General features: G+C 70.6%; 16 protein-coding genes. 9 read left to right on the forward strand and 7 right to left on the reverse strand.

All coding sequences use genetic code 11. The features are described from left to right. Positions 1-153: 153 nt before the first annotated feature. Together ACFYPH_RS24725 and ACFYPH_RS24730 are read left to right on the forward strand one after the other, a co-directional pair. The gene (locus ACFYPH_RS24725) at positions 154-1,650 is read left to right on the forward strand and encodes an aldehyde dehydrogenase family protein (RefSeq protein ID WP_355066040.1); all 1,497 of its coding nucleotides are present in this window, start codon (positions 154-156) and stop codon (positions 1,648-1,650) included. 79 nt (positions 1,651-1,729) lie between these two features. Then, on the forward strand, positions 1,730-2,389 hold the full coding sequence (locus ACFYPH_RS24730; RefSeq protein WP_387184955.1) for a methyltransferase domain-containing protein: 660 nt from the start codon (positions 1,730-1,732) through the stop codon (positions 2,387-2,389). Positions 2,390-2,393: 4 nt separating this feature from the next. Here the strand turns inward: ACFYPH_RS24730 and nucS are convergent, their stop codons facing one another. Continuing rightward, positions 2,394-3,053 carry an endonuclease NucS gene (nucS, locus tag ACFYPH_RS24735; protein WP_387184958.1) on the reverse strand — a complete coding sequence of 220 codons (660 nt, stop codon included), beginning with the start codon at positions 3,051-3,053 and terminating at the stop codon, positions 2,394-2,396. 71 nt (positions 3,054-3,124) lie between these two features. Here nucS and ACFYPH_RS24740 point away from each other — a divergent pair, with 71 nt between their 5' ends. After that, positions 3,125-3,742, forward strand: a complete 618-nt coding sequence (locus ACFYPH_RS24740; RefSeq protein WP_355066038.1) for a DUF4126 domain-containing protein — start codon at positions 3,125-3,127, stop codon at positions 3,740-3,742. Between the two features lie 166 nt (positions 3,743-3,908). Here the strand turns inward: ACFYPH_RS24740 and ACFYPH_RS24745 are convergent, their stop codons facing one another. Next, the gene (locus tag ACFYPH_RS24745; protein ID WP_387184962.1) at positions 3,909-4,469 is read right to left on the reverse strand and encodes a hypothetical protein; all 561 of its coding nucleotides are present in this window, start codon (positions 4,467-4,469) and stop codon (positions 3,909-3,911) included. 670 nt (positions 4,470-5,139) lie between these two features. On the opposite strand from ACFYPH_RS24745, the gene ACFYPH_RS24750 reads away from it, so the two are divergent. Then, positions 5,140-5,436 (forward strand): DUF1540 domain-containing protein, encoded by a 297-nt coding sequence (locus ACFYPH_RS24750; RefSeq protein ID WP_355063537.1) that lies wholly within the window; start codon positions 5,140-5,142, stop codon positions 5,434-5,436. A 14-nt stretch (positions 5,437-5,450) separates the two neighbouring features. Here ACFYPH_RS24750 and ACFYPH_RS24755 read toward each other — a convergent pair whose 3' ends face one another. Next, the gene (locus ACFYPH_RS24755) at positions 5,451-7,457 is read right to left on the reverse strand and encodes a protein meaA (protein WP_387184965.1); all 2,007 of its coding nucleotides are present in this window, start codon (positions 7,455-7,457) and stop codon (positions 5,451-5,453) included. A 151-nt stretch (positions 7,458-7,608) separates the two neighbouring features. Here ACFYPH_RS24755 and ACFYPH_RS24760 point away from each other — a divergent pair, with 151 nt between their 5' ends. Next, on the forward strand, positions 7,609-8,460 hold the full coding sequence (locus ACFYPH_RS24760; protein ID WP_387184968.1) for an ABC transporter ATP-binding protein: 852 nt from the start codon (positions 7,609-7,611) through the stop codon (positions 8,458-8,460). After that, on the forward strand, positions 8,457-9,302 hold the full coding sequence (locus ACFYPH_RS24765; protein ID WP_387184971.1) for an ABC transporter permease: 846 nt from the start codon (positions 8,457-8,459) through the stop codon (positions 9,300-9,302). Before ACFYPH_RS24760 ends, ACFYPH_RS24765 begins: the two co-directional genes overlap by 4 nt. Before the next feature lie 40 nt (positions 9,303-9,342). Here ACFYPH_RS24765 and ACFYPH_RS24770 read toward each other — a convergent pair whose 3' ends face one another. Then, a complete protein-coding gene (locus tag ACFYPH_RS24770; protein WP_354863111.1) occupies positions 9,343-10,191 on the reverse strand; it encodes a 3-hydroxyacyl-CoA dehydrogenase family protein in 849 nt (282 codons plus the stop codon). A gap of 201 nt (positions 10,192-10,392) precedes the next feature. On the opposite strand from ACFYPH_RS24770, the gene ACFYPH_RS24775 reads away from it, so the two are divergent. Then, positions 10,393-11,028 (forward strand): hypothetical protein, encoded by a 636-nt coding sequence (locus ACFYPH_RS24775; RefSeq protein ID WP_387184974.1) that lies wholly within the window; start codon positions 10,393-10,395, stop codon positions 11,026-11,028. Here the strand turns inward: ACFYPH_RS24775 and ACFYPH_RS24780 are convergent. After that, positions 11,019-12,464: a serine/threonine-protein kinase gene (locus ACFYPH_RS24780; protein WP_387184977.1), complete on the reverse strand. Its 1,446-nt coding sequence runs from the start codon at positions 12,462-12,464 to the stop codon at positions 11,019-11,021. The genes ACFYPH_RS24775 and ACFYPH_RS24780 overlap by 10 nt on opposite strands. 44 nt (positions 12,465-12,508) lie before the next feature. Here ACFYPH_RS24780 and ACFYPH_RS24785 point away from each other — a divergent pair, with 44 nt between their 5' ends. Then, positions 12,509-13,057, forward strand: coding sequence for an RNA polymerase sigma factor (locus tag ACFYPH_RS24785; RefSeq protein ID WP_354862456.1), 549 nt, complete (start codon positions 12,509-12,511; stop codon positions 13,055-13,057). Positions 13,058-13,114: 57 nt separating this feature from the next. On the opposite strand, the gene murA is transcribed toward ACFYPH_RS24785, so the two are convergent. After that, positions 13,115-14,557 (reverse strand): UDP-N-acetylglucosamine 1-carboxyvinyltransferase, encoded by a 1,443-nt coding sequence (gene murA / locus ACFYPH_RS24790; RefSeq protein WP_354862457.1) that lies wholly within the window; start codon positions 14,555-14,557, stop codon positions 13,115-13,117. Between murA and ACFYPH_RS24795 the strand changes: the two genes are divergently transcribed. Continuing rightward, complete coding sequence (locus tag ACFYPH_RS24795; protein WP_354862458.1) at positions 14,556-15,128, forward strand: cob(I)yrinic acid a,c-diamide adenosyltransferase; 573 nt, start codon at positions 14,556-14,558, stop codon at positions 15,126-15,128. The two genes, murA and ACFYPH_RS24795, sit on opposite strands and share 2 nt — an antisense overlap. Before the next feature lie 356 nt (positions 15,129-15,484). Here ACFYPH_RS24795 and ACFYPH_RS24800 read toward each other — a convergent pair whose 3' ends face one another. Next, entirely contained in the window at positions 15,485-15,940 is a 456-nt protein-coding gene (locus ACFYPH_RS24800; protein ID WP_354862460.1) for a DUF2550 domain-containing protein, read from the reverse strand. Positions 15,941-15,943 lie beyond the last annotated feature (3 nt).

The raw sequence follows: 15,943 nt of genomic DNA on the forward strand, positions 1-15,943 counted from the left end.
GCCACCCGCCGTTCGACGATTCGGGCGGCCGGCCTCCGGCACCCAGCGCCTGACCTGCACTGATCAACGAGCGGGCGGGCCGAGGCAACTCCCGTCCGGCCGACCCGAAATCGTGCCCTACCGATGAGTAATGTTCGGGTCTAGACTTCCGCCATGACGGCTGTGCATGTCCCCGGCACCCCTCTCATCGAGGCGGACCAGCTGGTCTCCACCAGTCCGGCCACCGGCGCCGAGGCGGGCCGCCTGCCCGTCGCCACCGCTGCCGACGTGCGGCAGGCCGTCGACCGGGCCCGCGCCGCCGGCGAGTGGTGGGCCGGCCTGGGCTTCACCGGCCGCCGGCAACGGCTGCTGCGCTGGCGCGCGCTGCTCGCCCAGCGGATCGAGCAGCTCGCCGACCTGGTGCACGTCGAGGGCGGCAAGCCGGTCCCCGACGCCATCGTCGAGATCGTCACCGCGATCGAGCACGTCGACTGGGCGGCGCGCAACGCCGGTCGGGTGCTCGGTCCGCGCCGGGTGCGGTCGCGGCTCATCCTCGCCGAGTTCTCCGGGCACCTGGAATACCAGCCGCACGGCGTGGTCGCTGTGATCGGCCCGTGGAACTATCCGGTCTTCACCCCGATCGGCTCCGCCGCGTACGCCCTGGCCGCCGGCAACGCCGTGGTGTTCAAGCCCAGCGAGTACACGCCCGCCGTCGGCCAGTGGCTGGTGGACACCTTCGCCGAGGTGGTGCCCGAGCAGCCGGTGTTCACCGCCGTGCACGGCCTCGGTGACGTGGGCGCGGCGCTGTGCCGCTCCGGGGTCGACAAGGTGGCCTTCACCGGCTCCACCGCGACCGCCCGGAAGGTGATGGCCGCCTGCGCCGAGACGCTGACTCCGGTGCTGATCGAGGGCGGTGGCAAGGACGCCATGATCGTCGACAGCGACGCCAACCTGGACGCCGCCGCCGAGGCGTGCGTCTGGGGCGCCATGACCAACGCCGGCCAGACCTGCATCGGCATCGAGCGGGTCTACGCCGTCGACGCGGTCTTCGACGCCTTCGTCGACAAGGTCGTCGCCCGTGCCGGCCGGCTGACCGTGGGCCCGGAGGGCGCCGACATCGGCCCCATCACCATGCCCGGCCAGATCGAGGTGATCCGCCGCCACATCGACGCCGCGGTCAGCTCCGGCGGTCGCGCCGTGCTCGGCGGCCCGGATGCGGTGCAACCTCCGTACGTGCATCCGACCGTGCTGGTGGACGTCCCGGAGGAGTCGCCCGCCGTCCGCGAGGAGACCTTCGGCCCGACGCTGACCATCAGCCGGGTCCGCGACGCCGACGAGGCCGTCGCCCGCGCCAACGCCCTGTCGTACGGCCTGGGGGGTTCGGTCTTCGGCCGGCAGCGTGCGGTGTCCATCGCGCGGCGCCTGCGCTCGGGGATGGCTTCGATCAACTCCACCCTGACCTTCGCCGGGATGTCCACGCTGCCGTTCGGTGGGGTCGGCGACTCCGGCTTCGGGCGGATCCACGGCGAGGACGGCCTGCGCGAGTTCGGCCGCGCCAAGGCCATCACCCGCCGCCGGGCACGATCGCTGCTGCCGTCGATGACCTTCGAACGCACCCCGACCGACGTGGCACGCCTCATCAAGGCCATCAAGATGATGTACGGCAGATGAGTGTCGGATAACCGATCTGGGCGTTGATCAGCGTATCCACATGTTTATGCATCGTGCTCGCGGCGGTACATTGCGTTAAATGGGCCACAATCGATTGCGCCACCGCCTTGTCGACAGTGACCAGTCGTGGAGCGCACGGCAGCGGCGTCGTCGTTCGGACTGGCTGGCGCGCACCTTTCCCGAGATCGGCGACATGCATGTCGTCGACCTCGGCGGCCGGCTCGGCACCTGGCACCGCGCCACCGTCCGACCGGCCCGGGTCACAGTGGTCAACCTGGAACAGCCGCCCGCCGCGGTGCCGGAATGGGCCCACGTCGAACAGGCCGACGCCTGCGACCTGCCACCCCATGTCGCCAACGGCGCCTACGACCTGGTCTTCTCCAACTCGGTGCTGGAGCACGTCGGCGGGCACGAACGCCGGCTGCGGTTCGCCGCCGCGGCCCGGTCACTGGCCGATCGCCACTGGGTGCAGACGCCCTACCGCTACTTCCCCATCGAGCCGCACTGGATCGCGCCCGGAATGCAGTTCCTGCCGATCCGGCTGCGCACCGCGCTCGCCCGCCGCTGGCCCCTCGGGCACAAACCGACCCGCAGCCACGAAGCCGCCATTCACCAGGTGCTCTGGACCGAACTGCTGGACCGCTCGCAGATGCGCCACTACTTCCCCGACTCGCGAATGCTCATCGAGCGGGTGGCCGGCCTGCCGAAGTCGCTGATCGCCGTCCGAACCGAGGCGTGAGCGGTCAGAAGAGGGTCAGCTCGTCCTTCTCGATGCCGCGCAGCCGGTCGTAGTTGACGACCACGCATCGGATGCTCCGATCGGCGGCGAGCACCCGGGCCTGCGGCTTGATCTCCTGGGCGGCAAAGACCCCGGTGACCGGGCTGAGCAGCGGGTCGCGGTTCATCAGTTCGAGATAGCGGGTCAACTGCTCCACCCCGTCGATCTCGCCACGCCGCTTGATCTCGACGGCGACGGCGCCGGAGTTGGCGTCCCGGCACAGCAGATCCACCGGCCCGATCGCCGTCATGTACTCGCGGCGCACCAACGTGTACCCCTCGCCCAGCACACCCGGGTTGGCCGCCAGCAACTCCTGCAGGTGCGCCTCGACCCCGTCCTTGCGCAGGCCGGGATCCACACCCAGCTCGTACGAGGTGTCCTGGAAGACCTCCTCCAGGGTGATCCGCAGCTCCTCGCCGGCCTTGTTGACCACCCGCCACACGCCGGGGGCCTCCTCCAGCCGACACGGCGGGCTCATCCAGTTCAGCGGCTTGTACGCACGATCGTCGGCATGGATGGACACCGACCCGTCCGCCTTCACCATCAACAGCCGGGTGGCCGGCGGCAGGTGAGCCGAGAGCCGTCCGACGTAGTCCACCGAGCACTTCGCAATGACCAACCGCACCCGACGAGGGTAGCCGAGCACCCGGCGACCGCCACCGAGCGGCACTGGCGCGTCGGTGCGATGCTGAGACCGTGTTCGAAGTCCTCACCGGCACCGGCCTCGCCGCCTCAGCGGGGCTGAACGCCTACATACCCCTGCTCATCCTCGGTCTACTCGGTCGTTACACCAACCTGATCGACCTGCCCAGCGGTTGGACGTGGCTCGGCAACGGCTGGGTCATCGTCATCCTGGCCGTCCTGCTCGCCGTCGAGATGGTGGCGGACAAGGTGCCGGTGGTCGACCACATCAACGACGTGGTGCAGACCGTCGTCCGGCCCACCGCCGGCGGCCTCGCCTTCGGCGCGGGCTCGTCCTCGGAGACCGTGACCGTCAGCGACCCGGGGAGTTTCTTCACCTCCCACCAGTGGGTGCCCGTGGCCACCGGCGTCCTGCTCGCCTTCGGCGTACACCTGCTCAAGTCCGCCGCGCGGCCAGTCATCAACGCGACCACCGCCGGGTTCGGCGCCCCGGTCGCCAGCACCGCCGAGGACGCGACAAGCGTGGTCGTCTCCCTGGTCGCGATCATCCTGCCGGTGCTGGTGCTCGCCTTCCTGGTCGGCCTGGTCGTGTTCATCTACTGGTTCTTCCGTCGACGCTCCGAACGCCGTCGGGAACGCGAGGCGGCCCGCGCCGCAGGCTTCCGCGTCTGACCTGGGGCCTTCCTCGCGGGGCGCACCGGCTCCGCTCCGCTCGACCGCTCGCGCCTTCAGATCCTGGACAGTTTCCGTCAGCAGCTGACGGAAACTGTCCAAGATCTCGCGGGCATGACAATGGCCGGCACCCCGGGTTCGGGGTGCCGGCCATTGGTTCGTGCGGTCAGCTGTTCCAGTGCTGGCCAACCAGGTCGGTGGCCTGCTGCTCCCACTGGGCGTAGGCGTCCGGGTAGGCGGAGACCTGCACGGTCTGCGCGGCCTGGGTCAGCGGCATGTCCTGCCAGCCGTCGACCTGCTTGAGGCCCTTGAGGAATGCGGTGGTGGAGTACTCGGGGTTGGTGATCTGCTCCGGGGTGCCCCAACCGGAGGAGGGGCGCTGCTGGAACAGGCCCAGCGAATCATGGTCGTTCATGTCGCCGAGGTGGCCGAGGTTCTCCAGCTTCGACTCCTGCAGGCTCGTCGCGATCGAGATGACCGCGGCCCGCTCGGGCAGGCCGGCCTTCTTCGTGGCGGCGATGATCGCCTTGGCGTTGGCGGTCTGCTCGTCATTCAGGCTGATGTGCGACTGGTCGCCCTGCGGCTTCGACACCGTCTGCACGGCGGCCGCGACGGGCTTCGCATCGGCGGCGGGGTTGGCGTGGGCGGCGATCGGACCGGCGAAGACACCACCGGCGAACGCGAGACCAGCAACGGACAGCATGCTCTTACGGAAGATCGTGTTCATGGGGGTAGCTCCTTCAGGGGTAGGAACACCTGCGCACCGTTCGGGGGAAGCGGTGGCGCGGGTGTGAGCACCTCGTCGGGCGCTGCACAAAAAAGGGGGGAAAGTTTGGGGGCGGCCTGCGAGCCGGGGCTCGCGGCGCGGCGGCCTGCGAGCGGGGGCTCGTGGCGCCGGGACGGTGTGTAACGACCGTCGGGCCGGGGTCATTCCCGGGCCCTCGCCGGGGCCGAATAGCGGACCCGGGGGCGAGCCCACTGTCGTTCGGGGGTCTGCAACGACCCGGCCCGGCCGGCCATTCCCCCGCCGGTTGAGCGGGCACGGTGGCCGTGGTCCTGCGATCGTCAGGGTATGTAACGACCCCCGGCCCGCCACGATTCCGCCTCACGGATGCGACCGGTCACACCCCGACGCCGCCCGGAAACGGACATCTCGCCCGGTCGACGCGATGGACACGGTCGACGGGGTGCGTCCGGGGGGTGATCGACTCGGGATCGCCGATGTCGGGGTGTCCGGGACGGGTCGATACCCCGACATCGCCGACCTCGTGTTGATCACGCCGAGACGGGTATCCGGCCCGAGCGCCGGGGCCAGCGCTGATCGTCAGGCGGACATATCGGGCCTCTGCAACCGACAAATGCCTAGAATCGCGACAAGAAGCCTAGAGGAGGTCAGCATGACCACAGCAATGGAGATGCCCCGAGTCCAGGAGTGTGTGGTCGCGGCGTGTGCGTACAACCAGGGCGGTGACTGCCACGCCTTCGCAATCACCATCGGCAGCATGGACCACGCGCACTGCCACACCTTCGTCGAGTCGCCCGTGCGGGGCGGGGTGGACGGCCTCACCGCCCAGGTGGGCGCCTGCCAGCGTTCCGACTGTCGGCACAACGAGCAGTTGGAGTGCCACGCGTCGTCGATCAAGGTCGGTCCGGACAACGACATGGCCGACTGCATGACGTACGCCGGTCGCTGACCCGCGACGCGGGCTCAGGGCAGGTCGTTGGCCTGCCGGATGACCGTCACGAGGTCGTCGATGATGCCGGTGAGGGCGAAGTCCTTCGGGGTGAAGACCCGGGCCACCCCGGCGGCCCGCAGGGTGTCGGCGTCGCCGGCGGGGATGATGCCGCCCACCACCACCGGCAGGTCCGCCCGGCCGGCGGCACGCAGCCCGTCGAGGACGGCGGGTACGGCGGCCAGGTGCGAGCCGGACAGCACGGAGAGCCCGACCAGGTCGACGTCCTCCTCGACGGCGGCGGCCACGATCTGCCCGGCGGTCAGCCGGATGCCCTGGTAGACGACCTCGAAGCCGGCGTCGCGGGCGCGTACCGCGATCTGCTCCGCGCCGTTGGAGTGCCCGTCCAGGCCGGGCTTGCCGACCAGCAGCCGCAGCCGGCCGCTGCCCAGCTCGCGGGCGGTGGCGGTGACGCGCTCCCGCACCGCCGCGAGGCCCGGGTCGCCGCCGCTGCCGGTGGCGCCGGCCAGGCCGGTGGGTGCCCGGTACTCGCCGAAGACCTGGCGGAGCGCGCCGGCCCACTCCCCGGTGGTCACCCCGACGCGCACGCATTCCAGGGTGGCCGGCATGAGGTTGGCGGTGGTCGCGGCGTCCGCGCGGAGCCGGGCCAGCGCCGCGTCCACGGCGTCGTCGTGCCGACCGGCACGCCATTCGCGTACGGAGGCGACGGCGGCCGCCTCGACCGCGGGGTCGACCTGTTCGACGGCCTCGGCGCCGGCCGCGGTCAGCGGAGAGGGCTCGGTCTCGGCGTACCGGTTGACGCCGACCACCACGTCGGCGCCGGACTCCATCCGGCGGCGCCGTTCGGCCAGCGAGGCGACCAGCGCGCTCTTGAGGTAGCCGGTCTCCACGGCGGCGACCACGCCGCCCAGCTCCAGCACCTTGTCCAGCTCGACGCGCGCTCCGGTGACGATCTCGTCGACGAGTGCGGTCATCACGTGCGACCCGGCGAAGAGGTCGGGATATTCGAGCAGGTCCGACTCGTACGCCAGGACCTGCTGCATCCGCAGCGACCACTGCTGGTCCCAGGGGCGGGGCAGGCCGAGCGCCTCGTTCCAGGCGGGCAGTTGCACGGCGCGGGCGCGGGCGTCGCGGGACATCGTCACGCCGAGCATCTCCAGCACGATGCGCTGGATGTTGTTCTCCGGCTGCGCCTCGGTGAGGCCGAGCGAGTTGACCTGCACCCCGTAGCGGAACCGTCGCTGCCGGGCCTCGGTCACCCCGTACCGGTCCCGGGTGATCTCGTCCCAGAGCACGCCGAACACGCGCATCTTGGCGATCTCCTCGACGAAGCGCACCCCGGCGTTGACGAAGAACGAGACGCGCTGCACCACGTCACCCATCCGCTCGGCGGGCACCTGGCCGGAGTCGCGGACCGCGTCGAGGACGGCGACGGCGGTGGCCAGGGCGAAACCAACCTCCTGTACGGGCGTGGCGCCGGCTTCCTGGAGGTGGTACGAGCAGATGTTGACGGGGTTCCACCGGGGCATCTCCCGCAGCGTGTACGCCACCACGTCGGCGGTGAGCCGCAGGGAGGCCGCCGGCGGGAAGATGTACGTCCCCCGGGACAGGTACTCCTTGATGATGTCGTTCTGGGTGGTGCCGGCGCAGCGGGCCAGCTCCGCGTCCTGTTCGAGGCCGACGGTGCCGTAGAGGGCCAGCAGCCACATCGCCGGGGCGTTGATGGTCATCGAGGTGTTCATCTCGGCGAGCGGGATGCCGTCGAAGAGCGCCCGCATGTCCCCGAGGTGGGCCACCGGCACGCCGACCCGGCCGACCTCACCGGCGGCGAGTTCGTGGTCCGGGTCGTACCCCGTCTGGGTGGGCAGGTCGAAGGCGACCGACAGGCCGGTCTGCCCCTTGGCGAGGTTGCGGCGGAAGAGCGCGTTGGTGGCGGCGGCCGAGGAGTGGCCGGCGTACGTGCGCATCACCCACGGGCGGTCCCGCTCGGGCAACCGGCTCGCAGATGGGGTCTCATCCATGGCCGGAGTCTAAGTTACCGTTCAGTAAAACGGGTTGTGGAAAACCACACAGGTCCATGTCGCGGACGACCGGGTCCGAAGCGCTCGCGGTGGCGCTGACCGCCACACCCCGGGCAGCGGGGTGTGGCGGTCAGGACGCACACTGGACAGCATGGATGACGAGCTGGCCATCTCCGTCCGAGGGCTGCGCAAGGCGTACGGCGACAACGTGGCGGTGGCGGGCGTGGATCTCGACGTCCACCGCGGTGAGGTGTTCGCGTTGCTCGGCCCGAACGGCGCCGGCAAGACCACCACCGTCGAGATCCTGGAGGGCTACCGGCGCCGCGATGCCGGCGAGGTGGCCGTGCTCGGCGCGGACCCGGCCCATCCCGACGCCGGCTGGCGCTCCCGCGTCGGCATCGTGCTGCAGGGCACCGGCGAGTTCGACGAGCTGACCGTGGCCGAGGTGGTCCGGCACTTCTCCGGCTTCTATCCGGACGCGGACGACCCGGACAAGGTCATCGAGCGGGTCGGGCTGGCCGGCAAGGCGAAGGCTCGTACGCACACCCTCTCCGGCGGGCAGAAGCGCCGCCTGGATGTGGCGCTGGGCATCATCGGCCGCCCCGAACTGCTCTTTCTCGACGAGCCGACCACCGGTTTCGACCCGGAGGCCCGCCGCGAGTTCTGGGAGCTGATCCGCGACCTCGCCGCGGCCGGCACCACAATCGTGCTCACCACCCACTATCTGGACGAGGCGGAGGCGCTCGCCGACCGGGTCGGTGTGATCGCTGGCGGCCGGCTGGTCGAGGTGGCCGCCCCGAACCGGCTGGGCAACCGGCAGGAGGCTCTGGCCACGGTCTCCTGGCGTACCCCGGAAGGGACGCTGGAAAGCGCGCAGAGCGCGACGCCGACGGCCCTCGTGGCCGACCTGGCCGCGCGCCACGGCGGCGAGGTCCCCGGGCTCACCGTGACCCGGCCGACCCTGGAGGACGTCTACCTCACGATGATCGGACACTCGCGATGACGACCACGACGAAGCCGGCGACGCCGGTCGCCGCGACCAAGGGCCGCCGGCTGGGCGCTGGCGCGCTGGCCCTGCGGCAGGGCCGGCTGGAGATCACGCAGTTCCTGCGCAGTCGGGAGTCCGTGGTCTTCACGATGGGCTTCCCCATCATCATGATCCTGATCTTCGCGTCGATCTTCCACGGGACGATCGGTGGCGGGGTCAAGTTCACCCAGTACTTCATCACCGGCATGATCGCGACCGGCCTGATGACGGTGAGCTTCCAGAACCTCGGCATCTGGATCCCGATCGAGCGGGACCGGGGGGTGCTCAAGCGCTACCGGGGCACACCGATGCCGAAGTGGGTCTGGTTCGCCGGCAAAGTGATCATGGTGGTGGCGATCGGCATCGCCGAGACCGCGCTGCTGCTGGCGGTAGCGGTGGCGCTGTTCGACCTCGACCTGCCCGGCACCGCCGGCAAGTGGTTCACCTTCGGCTGGGTCGCAACGCTCGGGGTGACCGCGTGCACCCTGTGCGGCATCGCCATCTCGTCGCTGGCCCGCACGGCCCGCAGCGGCTCGGCCGTGGTCACCCCGGTCGCCCTGGTGCTCCAGTTCATCTCCGGGGTGTTCTTCGTCTTCACCGATCTGCCCACCTGGATGCAGCAGGTGGCGGCGCTGTTCCCGCTCAAGTGGATGTGCCAGGGGCTGCGCGCGGTCTTCCTGCCCGAGAGCTTCGGCGCCCAGGAGCCGGGTGGGTCGTTCGAGCTGGGCCGGGTGGCGCTGGTGCTCGCCCTGTGGTGCGTGATCGGCCTGGTGCTCTGCCTGACCACCTTCCGCTGGACCACCAAGCGCGACGGCTGAGCGGTCGACCGGGGCGGGCAGCCGCCCCGGTCGTCGCGACTCAGTACGTGTAGAAACCCTTGCCGGTCTTGCGGCCCAGGTCGCCGGCGGTGACCATGCGCTGGAGCAGCTCCGGCGGGAAGAACTTCTCGTCCGCCGTGTCGGTGTAGATGTTCTTCGAGGCGTGCAGCAGCACGTCCACGCCGGTCAGGTCGGTGGTGGCCAGCGGGCCCATGGCGTGCCCGAAGCCCAACCGGCAGGCGGTGTCCAGATCCTCCGCCGACACCACGCCGGACTCGACCAGCTTGACCGCCTCCACCACCAGGGCGGAGATCAGCCGCGTGGTGACGAAGCCGGCGATGTCCCGGTTGACCACCACGACCGTCTTGCCGATCTCCTCGGCGAAGGCCCGCACGGTGGCCAGCGTGTCGTCGCTGGTCTTGTAGCCGCGCACCAGCTCACAGAGCTGCATCATCGGCACCGGCGAGAAGAAGTGGGTGCCGACGACGGCCTCGGGCCGCTCGGTGACCGCGGCGATCTGGGTGACCGGAATGGCCGACGTGTTGGTGGCGAGCACCGCGTCGGACTTGCAGATCTTGTCCAACGCACGGAACACCTCGTGCTTGATCTCCAGCCGCTCGAAGACCGCCTCGACCACGATGTCCGCGTCCGCCGCCGCCTCCAGGTCGGTGGTCGGGGTGATCCGCGCCAGCGTCGCCTCGACGTCGGACGCCTCGATCTTGCCCTTCTCGGCGAACTTCTCCAGCGACTTCCGGATGCCGCCGAGCCCCCGGGTGGTGGCCGCGTCGTCCAGGTCGCGCAGCGTCACCTGCCAGCCCGCCTGCGCCGCCACCTGGGCGATGCCGGAGCCCATCAGCCCGGCCCCGACGACCGCGAGTCGACCCGCCATCTGCTTCTCCCTCGCTGCGATTGAGTGCCTGCCTGCACCCTAGTCTGCGAGCCTGAACGATGACTAAGGGCTCCAGTCGCCGTGGGCTATCCCATTCCGCGCTCGTGTGACGGATGCACGACTCCCGACAGCGAACAAAATCCCGCCTGGGTGCATCGAACCTTACGACAACCAACAAGTGGAATCACGCAGGAGCTCATGATGCGCGCAACGTCCATGGTCGGAACCCTCACCTGCCTCCTGCTCGCAGCGGGGTGCTCGTCACCCGCACACCAGGACGGCAACGCTGCGCCCGCAGGCTCGCCTGAGCCGACGACCAGCGCGGCCACCACCGGCACGCCCACCCCGTCCACCCCGTCCAGCCCGCCCCCGTCGTCCCCGTCGTCCGCCCGACCGCCAAGCGACCCGACCCGCGCGGCGTCGCTCGTCCTGGGCCCGGACGGCATCGGCTCGCTGAAGCTCGGCATGACCCGTCAGCAGGCCACCGGGACGGGACAGCTGCGGGCCTTCGGGAACAACGGGGGCGACTGCGCGCCGGCGCACCTGCGGGCCGCCCCGAGCGAGGACGGGGTCGTCCTCCTCTCGCCGACCCTGGGAATCGCCACCATCGACGCGTACGAGGGAATCAGGACGCCCGAGGGAGCGCGCATCGGCATGTCGAGCGCCGAGATGCTGCGGATCTACCCGACGTGGAAGGCAGCCGACGGAGACGCGACGAACGGTCGCGGCGTCGCGAAGACCCCCGGCAACAGCAAGGCCGTCTACCGCATCGGGACGAGGAACGGCAAGATCACCCAGCTGACCCTCCAGTACGCGAACCAGAACTGCTACGAGTAGACGGACCCGAAACGGCCGGCCTGCGGCGCCAGCGCGCTGGACAACCGCAGGCCGGCCAGGATCTCGTCGGTCAGGTCCTCGTCACCGACCTGCTTGATCTGCAGGTAGACGCCACAGCCGCGCTGCGGCACGGCCAACACCACCTCGCTGAACGACACCGAAGCGCCACACGATGTCCACCGTCGTACCAACGCCCTGTCACCCCCCACGTTCACGGTCCGGTCGGGCTGCCGGACGCAGGAGGGGTGGCCGGGTAACGCCGGTTCCGGGTCGCCGGCGAGCAGGGCCCTGCTCGCGCCGACGAACACACCGGCCATCCCACTCGCCGGGTCCGGCCAGACGGCGAGGTTCGGGGCGACCACGAGACCCGGCGCCTGGCCAGCGGGAAGGCGCAGTACCGAAGGGTCCCAGCCGGCGTCCTTCACCTGGCCGGCCCAGCTCGCCGGCACCGCCACCGAAAGAGCACCGGAGGCGTCGTCCACGCGAACCCACCCGGACCGTGCCGGCAGCGTGGAACTGGAACCAGTCATCGCCAGCAGCGCGGTCAGTGCGACCCCGACGCCGACGACCCGCCCCAACTGCCGCACGAACCGGCCACGGCCCGCGTCCCGCTCCAACGACGCGATGACCCGGTGCAGCTCCTCGCGCATCACGGCAGCGGACGCCCAGCGTTGCCGCGGGTCGGGATGCAGCGCGCGGCGCACCAGGTCGTCCACTTCGGAGGGAATTCCGGGCCGAAGCTCGGATGGACGGGGCAGGGTGCGCCCGGCCCGGCCCGAACGGCTACCGGTCGACCGTGCCGGCTCGGGCGGGCGGCCGGTCACCATGTGGTAGGTCGTCGCGCCGATCGCGTACACGTCGGCGCGGATGTCCAGACCACCACCGGCGGTGGCCTGCTCGGGTGGCATGTAGCCGGGTGTGCCAGCCGCGATGGTGAAGCCGGACGCGTTGGCGAGCGCCTTGGCCAGACCGAGGTCGGCGACGAGCACCCGATCCCGGTCCGCAGCCGGCTGGAACAACACATTGGACGGCTTGAGATCCCGGTGCAGCACGCCGGCCTCGTGCAGCACCGTGACGGCGCTGGCGATGTCGGCCGCGATGAGCAGGGCCTCCCGTACCGGCAGCGGCCCCGAGACGAGCCGATCGGCGAGGGTGCCACCAGCCGCGTACGGCATCACCAGGTACGGCCGTCCGTCCGGCAGCTCACCGACGTCGAGCACACGCACGAGCAGACTGGAATCCGTCCGCCGCATGATCCGCGCTTCCTGCTCGAACCGCTCCCGCAGATCAGCGTGGTACGACCAGTTATCCGCCAGCACCTTGATCGCTACGGAAGCGTCCAGAGCATCGTCGGCGCCGAGCCACACGGTGGCGAACGCTCCGGAACCGATACGCCGTACAACGCGGTATCGACCGATCTTGCCGGGTACTGACACGCCCGTATTATGGCCGACAAGACGCTGAGGAACGGGGCCTGAGCTTGTCAGACGATCTTGCTATCGAGGATCTCGCCGGTCGTGCCGCAAGGGGCGACGCCGCCGCACTGGACATGTTGCTGGTCAGGATCGGCCCGCAGGTCATGCGGCAGTGCCTGCGCCTCCTTCCCTGCCGGCAGGATGCCGAAGAGGCGTGCCAGGATGCCCTCCTGCAGGTCGCCCGCAAGATCGACAGCTTCGCGGGCCGGTCGAAGTTCTCCACCTGGCTGCACATCGTCACGGCCAACTGCGCCCGGCAGACGTACCGCAGCCTCAAGCGCCGGGCCGACGAGCAGTCCACGCCACAGCTCCCGCTCGACGCCGCCGACCCGCGCACCACAAGCGTGATCGCGGGTTCCCGACTCGACCTGCTGGACGCGCTGGAACGACTGGAGGCGCACCGACCCGAACTGGTCGCCCCGCTGGTGCTGCGTGACCTGTGCCAGTTGACCTACGACCAGATCGCCGACCATCTCGCCATTCCGGTCGGCACCCTGAAGTCACGTATCCACGACGCACGACGGCACGTGCGTGCCTCGCTGCAGGCCACCTGACACCGCGCGACCCACAGCGTTCGCGGGTGCCGACCCGGTGGGACGCCGGCCAGGGCGTCAGATCTCCAGCGACGGCTCGTCCGGCGCGGTGCCCCGCTCCACCGCCACACCGAGCGCGCGCAGGTCGGCCACGAAATCCGGGTACCCCCGGTCGACGTGGTGCACGTGGGAGACCTCCGTGGGCCCGTCCGCGCAGAGGCCGGCGATGATCAGCCCGGCGCCGGCGCGGATGTCGGTGGCCCGTACCGGCGCTCCGGACAGCCGCTCCCGCCCCCGGACCACCGCGTGGTGCCCGTCGGTCTTGATGTCCGCGCCGAGCCGCATCATCTCGTTGGCGAACATGAACCGGCCGTCGAAGATGTTCTCCGTGATCAGGGAGGCGCCGTCGCTGACCGCGGCCAGCCCGATCGCCATGGGCAGCAGGTCGGTGGCGAAGCCGGGGTACGGCAGCGTCACCACGTCCACCGCCCGGGGCCGGTCGTCCATGCGTACCCGGAAGCCGTCACCGTGCGTCTCGACCAGGCCGCCGGCCGCGACGACCTTGTCCAGCGCGACCTCCAGGTAGGCCGGGTCCAGCCCGGTCACCGTCACGTCGCCGCGCGTCATCGCGGCGCCGAAGGCCCAGGTGCCGGCGACGATCCGGTCCCCCACTGTGGCGTGCCGCACCGGACGCAGGCCGGCCACGCCGGTGATCCGCAGGGTGGACGTGCCGGCGCCGGAGATCCGCGCGCCCATCTGGTTGAGCATCGTGCAGATGTCGACGATCTCCGGCTCCCGGGCCGCGTTGTCGATCGTCGTGGTGCCCTGGGCCAGCACGGCCGCCATCACCAGGTTCTCGGTCGCGCCCACGCTGGGGAAGTCCAGCACGATGTCCGCGCCGCGCAGCCCGTGCGGGGCCTCGGCGATCACGAAGCCGTGCTCGCCGGAGATCTCCGCGCCCATCCGGGTCAGACCGGAGATGTGCATGTCCAGGCCGCGCGAGCCGATCGCGTCGCCGCCGGGGTGGGCCACCCGCACGTACCCCCGACGGGCCAGCAGGGGGCCCAGCACGCAGATCGACGCGCGCAGCCGTCGGACCAGGTCGTAGTCGGCCTCCGCGCCGGGTTGCGCGGGTACGTCGATGGTCACCGAGCGGGACCGGGCGACGCCGCCGCGGGCCACCATGGGGTCGACGGGGTCGTCCGCGTCGAACCGGACGTCGCAGCCCAGCCGCCGCAGCACCTCCCCCATGATCGCGATGTCGGTGATCCGGGGAACATTGGTGATCACACTGCGGCCGGGTGCGAGCAGCGCGGCGGCCATCAACTTCAGCGCCGAGTTCTTGGCGCCGACGACGTGTACGGTGCCCGCCAGCCGGGCGGCACCGCAGACCCGGATGACGTCGACGTCGTTGACCGCCGGATCGCCGGCGTCGCCGGGACCCACCACCGCGGGCCAGCCGGCTGTCGCGTCCGGCCGTGCGGGGATCGTCAGGTCCGGTATCCGTAGGCTGTGCGTCATGGCCGTCCACCTCACGCGCATCTACACCAAGGCCGGCGACGCCGGCATGACCAGGCTGAGCAACAACGAGCAGGTCCCGAAGACCGATCCACGCATCGCCGCGTACGCGGATGTCGACGAGTGCAACGCGGCGATCGGTGTCGCGCTCGCTCTCGGCCAGCTCGACGAGGAACTGCGGGGCGTGCTGGCGTCGGTGCAGAACGACCTGTTCGACGTCGGCGCCGACCTGTCCACCCCGGTCGAGCCGGAGCCGAAGTACCCGCCGCTGCGGGTGACCGAGGAGTACGTCGAGCGCCTGGAGGGCTGGTGCGACGAGTACAACGCACGCCTGAGCAAGCTCGACTCCTTCATCCTCCCCGGCGGCACCGCGGGCGCGGCGCTGCTGCACGTGGCGCGGACCATCGCCCGGCGTGCCGAGCGGGCGGCGTGGGCGCTGGTCAGCCACGATCCGGACCGGACCAGCCCGCTCCCGGCAAAGTATCTCAACCGGCTCTCCGATCTGCTCTTTATCCTGTCAAGAACGGCAAATCCGGCGGGAGATGTGCTATGGGTGCCCGGCGGCAAGCGCTGAGGTCGGGCGCTGCGCGCGACGTCGAGGTGTGACTTCCCAATCTGATCGCCACCACGCCTCGCCGAGCCGACTCCTCAGCCCGGCCGCCCGACCAGCGCCTTGATCAACTCCGCTTCCTTGAAGTCGGGGTGTCCCGGCCACCAGGACACCCCGACATCAGGAAAGTCGAGCCGATCAACCCGCGAGGCAGGACGCGTCTGCATCGGTAACGGCAGCTGACAGAAGCCCGCGCCAGAACGACGGACAGTGCCCGACGAAGGGTTTCCGGGGGAGCCCGCCCGGCGCAGGGATCAAGCCTGACCGCCCGGAGCCGGGCGGGCTCCCCCGGAAACCCCAAGGGCGACCACGGACGAGCCTCAGGCAGCCGGCCAGTCCTGGGAGGCCATACGCGGCGAGACCGCCCCCGGAGGGGCGGCCTCGAGCCAGGAGAGGAAACCGGTCACGGTCGACCGCGCCATGGCGATCTCCACCGGTGCGTGGTGACTCGTACAGCGGAGGATCACCCAGTCGGCTGGCATGGAGAGCCGTTCCTGCCCTTCGGGCAATCGGCGGCGCTCGACCGCGAGATCCTTGCGGGAGAGGACCCGCTTGGGACGGAGCGCGAAGCTGAACATTCGATACCAGCGCAGCTCGTCACCGGCGAACCGACCGAAGCCGGGTGACCAGCCACGCCCGTCGAGCACGGTGGTGACCCGGACGCTGAGCCGGATGATGCCACCGCTGCAGGTCACGACGGCCCGCCGGACGAAGAGCACGAGAAGCGCGACGAGGATGACGGCGACGCCGATGCCGATGCCTTCGACGATCTCCATCCG

Origin of the sequence: Micromonospora sp. NPDC005252 (assembly GCF_042872475.1) — a bacterium.
Classification (GTDB): Bacteria; Actinomycetota; Actinomycetes; order Mycobacteriales; family Micromonosporaceae; genus Micromonospora.

What these genes read in the sequence shown, in the direction of transcription:
- ACFYPH_RS24730 (WP_387184955.1), top strand. Translation starts at nt 1,730, where the DNA reads ATGGGCCACAATCGATTGCGCCACCGCCTTGTCGACAGTGACCAGTCG.
- ACFYPH_RS24725 (WP_355066040.1), top strand. Translation starts at nt 154, where the DNA reads ATGACGGCTGTGCATGTCCCCGGCACCCCTCTCATCGAGGCGGACCAG.
- ACFYPH_RS24800 (WP_354862460.1), bottom strand. Translation starts at nt 15,940, where the DNA reads ATGGAGATCGTCGAAGGCATCGGCATCGGCGTCGCCGTCATCCTCGTC.
- ACFYPH_RS24755 (WP_387184965.1), bottom strand. Translation starts at nt 7,457, where the DNA reads ATGGATGAGACCCCATCTGCGAGCCGGTTGCCCGAGCGGGACCGCCCG.
- murA (WP_354862457.1), bottom strand. Translation starts at nt 14,557, where the DNA reads ATGACGCACAGCCTACGGATACCGGACCTGACGATCCCCGCACGGCCG.
- ACFYPH_RS24745 (WP_387184962.1), bottom strand. Translation starts at nt 4,469, where the DNA reads ATGAACACGATCTTCCGTAAGAGCATGCTGTCCGTTGCTGGTCTCGCG.
- ACFYPH_RS24770 (WP_354863111.1), bottom strand. Translation starts at nt 10,191, where the DNA reads ATGGCGGGTCGACTCGCGGTCGTCGGGGCCGGGCTGATGGGCTCCGGC.
- ACFYPH_RS24760 (WP_387184968.1), top strand. Translation starts at nt 7,609, where the DNA reads ATGGATGACGAGCTGGCCATCTCCGTCCGAGGGCTGCGCAAGGCGTAC.
- ACFYPH_RS24775 (WP_387184974.1), top strand. Translation starts at nt 10,393, where the DNA reads ATGCGCGCAACGTCCATGGTCGGAACCCTCACCTGCCTCCTGCTCGCA.
- ACFYPH_RS24750 (WP_355063537.1), top strand. Translation starts at nt 5,140, where the DNA reads ATGACCACAGCAATGGAGATGCCCCGAGTCCAGGAGTGTGTGGTCGCG.
- ACFYPH_RS24795 (WP_354862458.1), top strand. Translation starts at nt 14,556, where the DNA reads ATGGCCGTCCACCTCACGCGCATCTACACCAAGGCCGGCGACGCCGGC.
- ACFYPH_RS24765 (WP_387184971.1), top strand. Translation starts at nt 8,457, where the DNA reads ATGACGACCACGACGAAGCCGGCGACGCCGGTCGCCGCGACCAAGGGC.